Source organism: Streptomyces sp. NPDC002773 (assembly GCF_040295605.1).
In the GTDB taxonomy this organism is placed as follows: domain Bacteria; phylum Actinomycetota; class Actinomycetes; order Streptomycetales; family Streptomycetaceae; genus Streptomyces.
In genome coordinates this window covers 342,347-349,959 of the sequence record NZ_JBEOVO010000004.1, presented here as the reverse complement: position 1 = coordinate 349,959, position 7,613 = coordinate 342,347, and the positions used below count along the sequence as shown (strand labels likewise).

Annotated in this window: 9 protein-coding genes and 1 pseudogene; 6 read left to right on the top strand and 4 right to left on the bottom strand. The window is 72.7% G+C overall.

Annotated elements, in window-relative coordinates; translation table 11 throughout:
- The first annotated feature begins 184 nt into the window (after positions 1-184).
- Both ABT034_RS08455 and ABT034_RS08450 read left to right on the top strand, forming a co-directional pair.
- On the top strand, positions 185-967 hold the full coding sequence (locus tag ABT034_RS08455; RefSeq protein ID WP_351212623.1) for a DUF817 domain-containing protein: 783 nt from the start codon (positions 185-187) through the stop codon (positions 965-967).
- Between the two features lie 211 nt (positions 968-1,178).
- Positions 1,179-1,382, top strand: coding sequence for a cold-shock protein (locus ABT034_RS08450; protein ID WP_351212621.1), 204 nt, complete (start codon positions 1,179-1,181; stop codon positions 1,380-1,382).
- Between the two features lie 76 nt (positions 1,383-1,458).
- Here ABT034_RS08450 and ABT034_RS08445 read toward each other — a convergent pair whose 3' ends face one another.
- Entirely contained in the window at positions 1,459-1,608 is a 150-nt protein-coding gene (locus ABT034_RS08445) for a hypothetical protein (protein WP_351212619.1), read from the bottom strand.
- Here ABT034_RS08445 and ABT034_RS08440 point away from each other — a divergent pair.
- On the top strand, positions 1,598-3,046 hold the full coding sequence (locus ABT034_RS08440) for a DEAD/DEAH box helicase (protein WP_351212617.1): 1,449 nt from the start codon (positions 1,598-1,600) through the stop codon (positions 3,044-3,046). The genes ABT034_RS08445 and ABT034_RS08440 overlap by 11 nt on opposite strands.
- A 2-nt stretch (positions 3,047-3,048) precedes the next feature.
- Here ABT034_RS08440 and ABT034_RS08435 read toward each other — a convergent pair whose 3' ends face one another.
- Entirely contained in the window at positions 3,049-3,480 is a 432-nt protein-coding gene (locus tag ABT034_RS08435; protein ID WP_351212615.1) for an ATP-binding protein, read from the bottom strand.
- A 225-nt stretch (positions 3,481-3,705) separates the two neighbouring features.
- Here ABT034_RS08435 and ABT034_RS08430 point away from each other — a divergent pair, with 225 nt between their 5' ends.
- Positions 3,706-4,200, top strand: a complete 495-nt coding sequence (locus tag ABT034_RS08430; RefSeq protein ID WP_351212613.1) for a DUF6328 family protein — start codon at positions 3,706-3,708, stop codon at positions 4,198-4,200.
- A gap of 66 nt (positions 4,201-4,266) precedes the next feature.
- Positions 4,267-4,596 (top strand): plasmid stabilization protein, encoded by a 330-nt coding sequence (locus ABT034_RS08425; protein ID WP_351212611.1) that lies wholly within the window; start codon positions 4,267-4,269, stop codon positions 4,594-4,596.
- Positions 4,597-4,669: 73 nt separating this feature from the next.
- Here ABT034_RS08425 and ABT034_RS08420 read toward each other — a convergent pair whose 3' ends face one another.
- On the bottom strand, positions 4,670-6,088 hold the full coding sequence (locus ABT034_RS08420; RefSeq protein WP_351212609.1) for an amidase: 1,419 nt from the start codon (positions 6,086-6,088) through the stop codon (positions 4,670-4,672).
- A gap of 42 nt (positions 6,089-6,130) precedes the next feature.
- Here ABT034_RS08420 and ABT034_RS08415 point away from each other — a divergent pair.
- Positions 6,131-6,790 (top strand): annotated as a pseudogene (locus ABT034_RS08415) (4'-phosphopantetheinyl transferase family protein); the annotation flags it as partial.
- Between the two features lie 108 nt (positions 6,791-6,898).
- Here the strand turns inward: ABT034_RS08415 and ABT034_RS08410 are convergent.
- The gene (locus ABT034_RS08410; RefSeq protein WP_351212659.1) at positions 6,899-7,588 is read right to left on the bottom strand and encodes an HAD family hydrolase; all 690 of its coding nucleotides are present in this window, start codon (positions 7,586-7,588) and stop codon (positions 6,899-6,901) included.
- Positions 7,589-7,613: the final 25 nt, after the last annotated feature.

Here is a 7,613-nt window from a genome sequence, read left to right as displayed (position 1 = left end):
GCGCACGACGCCCTGCTCTGCATCCAGACCGGCAAGAACCTCTCCGACCCGGACCGCTTCCGCTTCGACGGCACCGGCTACTACCACAACATCCACAAGCTACCCCCTCAAGGGGGTGCGGCGCGCCGCTCGTCGTGCGGGGCGGGCGGCGAACCGAGCACGGCGCCCCGGCGTCCCTCCCCCCATGAAGACGTTCACGCACGGGATACGCCAGCTCCTGCTCTTCGGGCTCCTCCAGGCCCGCTGCTGCGCCTTCGCCTTCGCGCTCATCGGCGGCATCGCCGTCTCCACCCTGCTGCCCGAACTGCCGATGGGCCGCTACGACCTGCTGCTGCTCTACGGGATCGGGCTCACCCTGCTCGCCTGGAAGGTCGGCTGGGACACCGGGCGGGACGTCGCCGTCATCGCCGGCTGCCATGTCATCGGCCTGCTCTTCGAGTTGGTCAAGGTGCGGATGGGGTCGTGGAGTTACCCGGAGGAGGCGCTGACGAAGATCGGCGGGGTGCCGCTGTACGGCGGCTTCCTCTACGCGGCACTCGGCAGTTACGTCTGCCGGGCGTGGCGGCTGTTCGACCTGCGGCTCACGGGCTACCGGCCGCGTGTGACGGCGGTGCTCGCCGGCGCCGTGTACGTCAACTTCTTCAGCCACCACTGGCTGCCGGACGCCCGCTGGGCCCTGGCCGCGCTGCTCCTCGCCGCGACGGCGGGGACCTGGGTGCGGTTCCGGGTGGGCGAGCGGGACCACCGGATGCCGCTGGCCCTGTCCTTCGTCCTGATCGGCTTCTTCCTGTGGGTCGCGGAGAACGCCGCCACGTACGTCGGCGCCTGGAGCTATCCGAACCAGCTGGACGGCTGGCAGCCGGTGTCGTTCGCCAAGTTCGGCGCGTGGGCGCTGCTGATCACGGTCACCTTCGTCCTGACCGCCCACCGGGGGAACGTCCTGGCGCCCCGCCGGAACTCGGAATAGGCATTCCGTGCATGCCTCGCGACGACGTGCTACAGTCAACAGCAGTTGCAGTCGTGGTTCCCAAAGAAACTTACAAGTGCCTTTGACGATTCGACATCGTCAGGCACTTTCTGTGTTTTCGGTGCAGTTTTCCGGACGGGGCAATCATCACGCGCGACTCCGGGGTCCGCACAGTGCGGTTCCCAGGGCTACGCCCCGAAGGAGATTTGACATGGCTAACGGCACCGTGAAGTGGTTCAACGCGGAAAAGGGCTTCGGCTTCATCGAGCAGGACGGTGGCGGCCCGGACGTCTTCGCCCACTACTCCAACATCGCCACCTCTGGCTTCCGTGAGCTCCAGGAAGGCCAGAAGGTGACCTTCGACGTCACGCAGGGCCAGAAGGGCCCCCAGGCGGAGAACATCGTCCCCGCCTGACGTTGACACGTCCGACGCAGCTGGGGTCCTCACCCGTGTGGTGAGGGCCCCGGCTCGTTGCATTTTCCAGACGTTCTCACGGACCGGAAGCCGATTCCCACCCCTTCGGCATGGCCGGATCCGCACGCACATGGCGTTCGGTACGTTCCTGTAATTCATTGGGCCGGCAGCCCGCCGCGAATTCCTCGAAGCGCACCGTCTCGAGGAAGGCCCCCATGGACAGCACGCACAGCACCTCCCGTACGGACAAGGCACGACGCGCCGCCGCGGCGCGGGACGAATTCGCGGTGACGGCCTCCGTCACCCCCGCCCTGCCGCCGGCCGCCACCTTCGCCGAGCTCGACCTGCCGGCCGAGGTCCTCGCCGTACTCACCGGTCTCGGTGTCGACGAGCCGTTCCCGATCCAGTCCGCGACACTGCCCGACGCCCTCGCGGGCCGTGACGTCCTCGGGCGCGGGCGCACCGGCTCCGGCAAGACCCTCGCCTTCGGCCTCCCCCTGCTCGTACGCCTCGCGGGACGGCGCGCCGAGGCCCGCAAGCCGCTCGCGCTGGTCCTGGTGCCCACCCGTGAACTGGCGCAGCAGGTCACCGACGCGCTCGACCCCTTCGCGCGCGCCCTGAAGCTGCGCCTGGCCGCCGTCGTCGGCGGCATGTCGATCGGGCGGCAGGCCACGGCGCTGCGCGACGGGGCCGAGGTCCTGGTCGCCACCCCTGGCCGGCTCATGGACCTCGTCGAGCGCAAGGACTGCCGCCTTGAGCGGGTGGGCGTCACCGTCCTCGACGAGGCCGACCAGATGGCCGACATGGGCTTCATGCCGCAGGTCACCGAGCTGCTCGACCTGGTGCGCCCGGAGGGCCAGCGGATGCTGTTCTCCGCGACGCTCGACCGCAACGTCGACCTGCTCGTCGAGCGCTACCTGACGGACCCCGTCGTCCACTCCGTCGACCCCTCGGCCGCCACCGTCTCCACCATGGACCACCATGTGCTCCAGGTGCACGGGGCCGACAAGTTCGCCACGGCCACGGAGATCGCGGCCCGCGAGGGCCGCGTGATCATGTTCCTGTCCACGAAGGCCGCCGTCGACCGCTTCACGAAGCACCTCCTCGGCAGCGGTGTGCGCGCCGCCGCGCTCCACGGCGGGAAGTCGCAGCCGCTGCGGACCCGCACCCTGGACCGTTTCCGGAGCGGCGAGGTCCCGGTCCTCGTCGCCACGAACGTCGCGGCGCGCGGCATCCACGTCGACGAGGTCGACCTCGTCGTCAACGTCGACCCGCCCGCCGACCACAAGGACTACCTGCACCGGGGCGGGCGCACCGCGCGGGCCGGCGAGTCCGGGGCCGTCGTCACCCTCGTCACCTCCGAGGAGCGGCGGGACGTGGCCCGTCTCATGGCGGAGGCCGGGATCCGCGCCCGGGTCACCCAGGTCCGCTCGGGCGAGGCCGAACTGAGCCGCCTCACCGGCGCCCGTACCCCCTCCGGCGTACCCGTCGACGGCAGCGCGCCGAGCCAGGAGAAGCCCAAGCGCGGCGGCGCCGCCTTCCGGGGCATCGGCACCGTGCCGGGCCGCCCCGGCCGCGCCAAGAACGAGTCCCGGCGGGCCGCGGAGGCCCGTAAGACGGCCGAGGCACGTCAGGCCGCGAGGATCCGCCGCGGCGGGTCCTAGGCTCAGCGCAGGGGCAGCCGTACCTCGATGGTCTTGCCGCCCTGCGGCAGGAGGCAGAGTCGGATCTCCAGCGCGAGCAGTCTGATCAGGGGCCAGCCGAATCCGCCCTCCCCCGGGCCGAAGTCACGTCGCCGCCCCCGCCGGTCCGTGAGGTGGGGCAGCTCACCGCTCGTGTCCGCGACGGTGATCACCACCGTGCCCCCGTCGCTCTCGACTCCGAAGCCGGTGAGGCCTCCTCCGTGCCGCAGCGCGTTGCTCACCAGCTCGGAGGTCACCAGGAGGGCGTCGCCCAGGGCCGTCGGGGACGGCGACCGTCCCGTACCGGCACCGGCTCCGGCCCGTGCGAACGCTTCCGTCACCCGGGCCCGCGCGTCGGCGGCGTCGCGCGGAACCCATGACCGGACGCTGTCCGACGTGCGATGTCCTGAGGTCACAGCTCTGCCCACCCGGTCTCTCGTTCCGCCCGGCTCTTCCCATCGTTCACGGGGCCCCTTCCCCGACCCACGCGTCGCATTCCCCCTCCCCCTCGTCCGGGTGGCGGGAGTTCTCGTGCAATGAAACGAAGACCCTGGCGGGACGGATGCGGCGGGGCGGGCGGGGGCAGACGCGCCGTACGGCCCTCCGGGTGACGGGGGCCGCAGGACCGGAGGGTGAGTGGAATGAACGACCGTGAGAACGGGCGGGGACGTGACGAGACCGCGGACGAACGCGCGGACCGGCAGTGGCAGGACGTCCTGCAGGAGATACGGGTGGCGCAGACGGGTGTGCAGATCCTTCTCGGGTTCCTGCTGACCGTCGTCTTCACCCCCAGGTTCGCAGGCCTCGGTTCCACCGACAAGGGGATCTACATCGCGACGGTGATCCTCGGCTCGCTGGCCACGGGCGCGCTCATCGGCCCGGTCTCCTTCCACCGCCTCGTCTCCGGCCGGCGGCTCAAGCCCCAGGCCGTGGTCTGGGCGTCCCGGCTCGTCATGATCGGGATCCTGCTCCTGGTCGCCACCCTCACCTCCGCGCTGTTCCTCATCCTGCGCGTGGCGACCGACGACTCCCTCGTCGCCTGGCTGGTGGCGCCGGTCCTCGCCTGGTACCTGCTCTGCTGGTTCGCCCTGCCGCTGTGGGCCCGGCGCCGACACGGCTCCAACGGTGACGAGTGACGGACCCGGGGGGCGGGTAGCCGCACCGCGTACCCCGCCGAACGACACGCCGGAAGGAGCACCATCATGCCTCGCGGATCCAGTCCCAAGCGGGAACGGCAGTACGAGCACATCAAGGAGAGCGCGGAGGACCGCGGCGAGAGCCCCAAGCGCGCCAAGGAGATCGCCGCCCGCACCGTGAACAAGGAACGGGCCCAGCACGGCGAGTCCAAGACCTCCAGCAAGCTCTCCCGGGAGGACATGTCGTCCGGTGAGCGCGGAGGCCGGCGCTCGCACAGCGGCGCCCAGGGGCGCACGTACGACCAGCTCTACGAAGAGGCCAAGCGCCGCAACATCGACGGCCGCTCGAAGATGAACAAGGCGGACCTCGAGCGCGCCCTCGGCGGCGACAGCTGAGGTGGCCCGACGGGTGAAGCGGCACGGCCCTTGAAACGGCCCATCGCTGGAGGCGGACGCTCCCGGGCGCGGTTCAGAGATCCTGGACGCGCCGGAACGGGCGGTCCGCCTCCAGCGCGAACGCGACCTCCAGGAGGGTCCGTTCGCTGCCGGGCCGGCCGGAGAACATGACGCCGATGGGCAGCCCCGCCTCCGTCGCACGCGCGGCGGGTACCGAGACCGACGGCGTGCCGACGACGTTGTTCACGGGGGTGAAGGCGACGTACGCGAGGATCCGTTCGATCAGGTCCCGGTAGGGGACGGTCGGGCTGAGGTGGCCGATCTCGGGCGTGGTGTGGGCCAGTACGGGCGTGAGGACCAGGTCGAGCCCGCGGAACGCCGCCGCGTACGCCTCCCTCGTACGCCTCAGCCGCCGCAGCACGCCCGGAGTGCGCCGCCAGCTCCGCAGGTATTCCTCGCGCAGCCCCCGGCTGAGGCCGTCCATCCGGCGCCGGTCGAAGTCCGCGCCGAAGGACCGGCCGGTGGCGCCGAGGAGGAACGACAGCATCCCCCAGTAGGTGAGGAAGTCCTCGGTGAAGCGGGGGTCGAGGGTCAGTTCCACCGGTTCCACGGTGTGCCCGAGCCGTTCCAGCGTGGCCGCCGTCTCCGTGACGGCCGCCCGGGTGGCGGTGTCGGCGGGGACACCGTTCGGTGAGTCGAGCAGGAACCCGATGCGCAGCCGTCGGTCCGAGGGGCCCTCGACCAGGCCGAGGGGCGGCAGCTTCGGGTTGCGCCAGTGCGTCTCGGCGGCGGCGAGGAACGCGGCGGTGTCCCGTACGGAACGGCTCACGACGCCGTCGGAGACGATGTCGAGGGGGAGTTGACGGCTCTGGGCGTTCGTGACGACCCGGCCGCGGGTCGGCTTGAGGCCGACGAGTCCGCAGCAGGCGGCCGGGATGCGGATGGAGCCGCCGCCGTCGTTGGCGTGGGCGATCGGCACCGCCCCGGCGGCGACGAGCGCCGCGCTGCCGCCGGACGAACCACCCGCCGAGTAGTCCGTGTTCCACGGGTTGCGCACCGGCTCGGCGCCCTCGTACTCCGTGGCGGGGCTGAATCCGAACTCGGGCAGCCGGGTCTTGCCGAGGACGGTGACGCCGCTGCTGAGGAACTGCCGGGTGAAGGGCGCGTGCCGCCGCGCGACCCTCGGGGTGAAGGCGGCGCTGCCGTGGCCTGTGGGCAGGCCCAGGTAGTCGGTGTTGTCCTTGACGAACGTCGGCACCCCGGCGAATGCTCCCCCGCCCCCGCCGACCGCCCGTGCGGGAGGGTCGAGGTGCACCTGGACCGCGCGCAGCCGCTCCTCGACCGTCCGTACCCGGTCGGCCGCGTCCCGGGCGGCCTCGGCGGCGCCGACCTCACCCCGCCGGATCGCCTGGGCGAGCCCGACGGCGTCGTGCTCGCCCAGCGCGTCGTCCCGGAAGGCGTGCACCGTCGCCCGTTCCTCGAAAGTCGTCACCGCTGCCTCAGCCCCCGGCCGTGTGGATGGTTGCCCGCAACAATGCCCTACCAACCGGTAACACGCGAGGGGTTCGGCCTCCGTCCCCCTCCCGACCGGCCGGGCGGCCCGGTGCAGAATGACGCCATGACCGTGGAGACCACCCCCGTGCGGGTGTTGCGCGCCGGCGTCGGACCGGAACCGGGCCTGCCGCCCCTCGCCGTCGGCACGGTGGCGCTCTGGCTGCTGCGGGTGGCGGAGGACCCCGGGGCGCACGGCCTCCTCGACGCCGAGGAGCGGCGGCGGTGGAAGGCGCTGGTACGGGCCGGGGACCGGGCGCGGTACCTCGCCGCGCACGGGGGGTTGCGGCGGCTGCTCGGGGGTTACCTGGACGTGCCGGCGGGCGAGGTCGTGTTCGCCAGGGAGGACTGCCCGCTCTGCGGTGGACCGCACGGGCGGCCGGCCGTGCGGGGCGGCGGGATCCACTTCTCCCTCTCGCACAGTGGGGACCTGGTGCTCGTCGGTGTCGCCGCGAGGCCCGTCGGCGTGGACGTCGAGGCATATCCGGATGCCGAGGCCTCGGACCTGGTCGCGGGCAGCCTGCACCCGAGGGAGCGGGAGGAGTTCGGCCGGCTGCCCGCGGACCTCCGGCCGGCCGCGTTCACCCGGTGCTGGGTGCGCAAGGAGGCGTACCTCAAGGGCACGGGGGAAGGGCTCGCCGGCGGGCTGGAGCGGACGTACGTGGGCACGGGTCCCGAGCCGGCCGCCGTGCCGGGCTGGGCCCTCACCGACGTACCGGTGGGACCTTCCTTCGCGGCGGCCGTCGCCGTCTCACACGGGGCCGTCGGCGGCCGCCCCACCGGCGACGTACCGGCGCAGGGACGCGAGGGACACCACGTCCAGGCTGTCCGCGAAGACCCGTCCCGGGCCCGGAGGCACGGGCAGCAGGGACGGGACGACCAGGACGGCGCAGCCCGCGGCGGAGGCGGAGGCCGCCCCGTCGGGTGAGTCCTCGACGGCCACACAGGCCGCGCCCGGTACCCCGAGGCGCTGGGCGGCCTCGCGGTACGGGTCGGGGTGCGGCTTCGTGCGTACGGTGTCGTCGGCGGAGAGCGTGAAGGCGAAGGGGACCTGCGCGAGCGCGCCGCCGGTCACCGAGTCGACCACCGACCGCGGCGACGCGCTCACCAGGGCGAACGGCACGCCTGCCCGCTCCAGTTCGGCGAGGAGCCGCGCCGCTCCGGGGCGCAGCGGCGCGCCCCGGTCCACGCGCTCCTGGAAGGCGGCGGTCAGCTCCGCCGCGACCCCGGCCGCGCCGGGCGCGTCCGGTGCACCGGTGGCGCATGTGTCGGCGGCGGCCGGTGCCCTGGTGGCGCGTACGAGGTGGGCGGCGGTGTCCTCGACGGCGCGGCCGACGACCTCGGGTGCGTCGGCGTCCGTCAGGCGGTGGCCGAGCCGGGCGGCGATCTCCTCCGTGGCGTCCCACCACAGGACCTCGGTGTCGACGAGGGTGCCGTCCATGTCGAAGAGGACGGCGGCGAGTTCG

Bases quoted from the DNA above. Each gene is read 5' to 3' on its own strand.
- ABT034_RS08455 (WP_351212623.1), top strand. From the start codon at position 185: ATGAAGACGTTCACGCACGGGATACGCCAGCTCCTGCTCTTCGGGCTC.
- ABT034_RS08450 (WP_351212621.1), top strand. From the start codon at position 1,179: ATGGCTAACGGCACCGTGAAGTGGTTCAACGCGGAAAAGGGCTTCGGC.
- ABT034_RS08440 (WP_351212617.1), top strand. From the start codon at position 1,598: ATGGACAGCACGCACAGCACCTCCCGTACGGACAAGGCACGACGCGCC.
- ABT034_RS08430 (WP_351212613.1), top strand. From the start codon at position 3,706: ATGAACGACCGTGAGAACGGGCGGGGACGTGACGAGACCGCGGACGAA.
- ABT034_RS08425 (WP_351212611.1), top strand. From the start codon at position 4,267: ATGCCTCGCGGATCCAGTCCCAAGCGGGAACGGCAGTACGAGCACATC.
- ABT034_RS08410 (WP_351212659.1), bottom strand. From the start codon at position 7,588: ATGGACGGCACCCTCGTCGACACCGAGGTCCTGTGGTGGGACGCCACG.